Source organism: Paraburkholderia sp. SIMBA_053, from assembly GCF_046534895.1.
Classification (GTDB): Bacteria; Pseudomonadota; Gammaproteobacteria; order Burkholderiales; family Burkholderiaceae; genus Paraburkholderia; species Paraburkholderia caledonica.
Window position 1 is genome coordinate 1 of sequence record NZ_JAWRXU010000156.1, and the last position, 407, is coordinate 407.

Consider the following 407-nt stretch of genomic DNA (forward strand, 5'->3'; position numbering starts at 1 on the left):
TGCAGCGTCAGGCTGCCGACCACTTCCGACGGCTTGTCGCCGTCGAACTTGATGTCGGTGCCTTTGTACGTCGCGGCGGGAAACTTAGCGACATCGAAGAACTCCGCCGTCTTCAGGTGATCGTCCAGCTTGCCGTTGCCGGTGGAAATCGACGCCGCATCGACGTTCACTTCGACTGTGCCGGTCTTGGCCGCGCGGTCGAGCGTGACCGTGCCCGAGCTTTTCGTGAACTTGCCGCGCCACGTCGACACCCCACCCATGTGGTCGGCCTCAAAGCTCGGATAGGTATGCGTCGGATCGAGCTGATAAGTATCGGCGGCATACGCGCCTGCCACCATCGACGACGCCAGCGCGCCAGCCACCACCAAGAGCATCGTTTTCAATTCATTCTCCTTTCTGTCTGAGAT

1 protein-coding gene is annotated in these 407 nt (G+C 60.4%); it reads right to left on the reverse strand.

The annotated features are described in order from the left end of the window. A partial coding sequence (locus tag SB753_RS35035) for a YceI family protein (RefSeq protein WP_410804637.1) occupies positions 1-374 on the reverse strand: 374 nt, incomplete at its 3' end. Positions 375-407 lie beyond the last annotated feature (33 nt).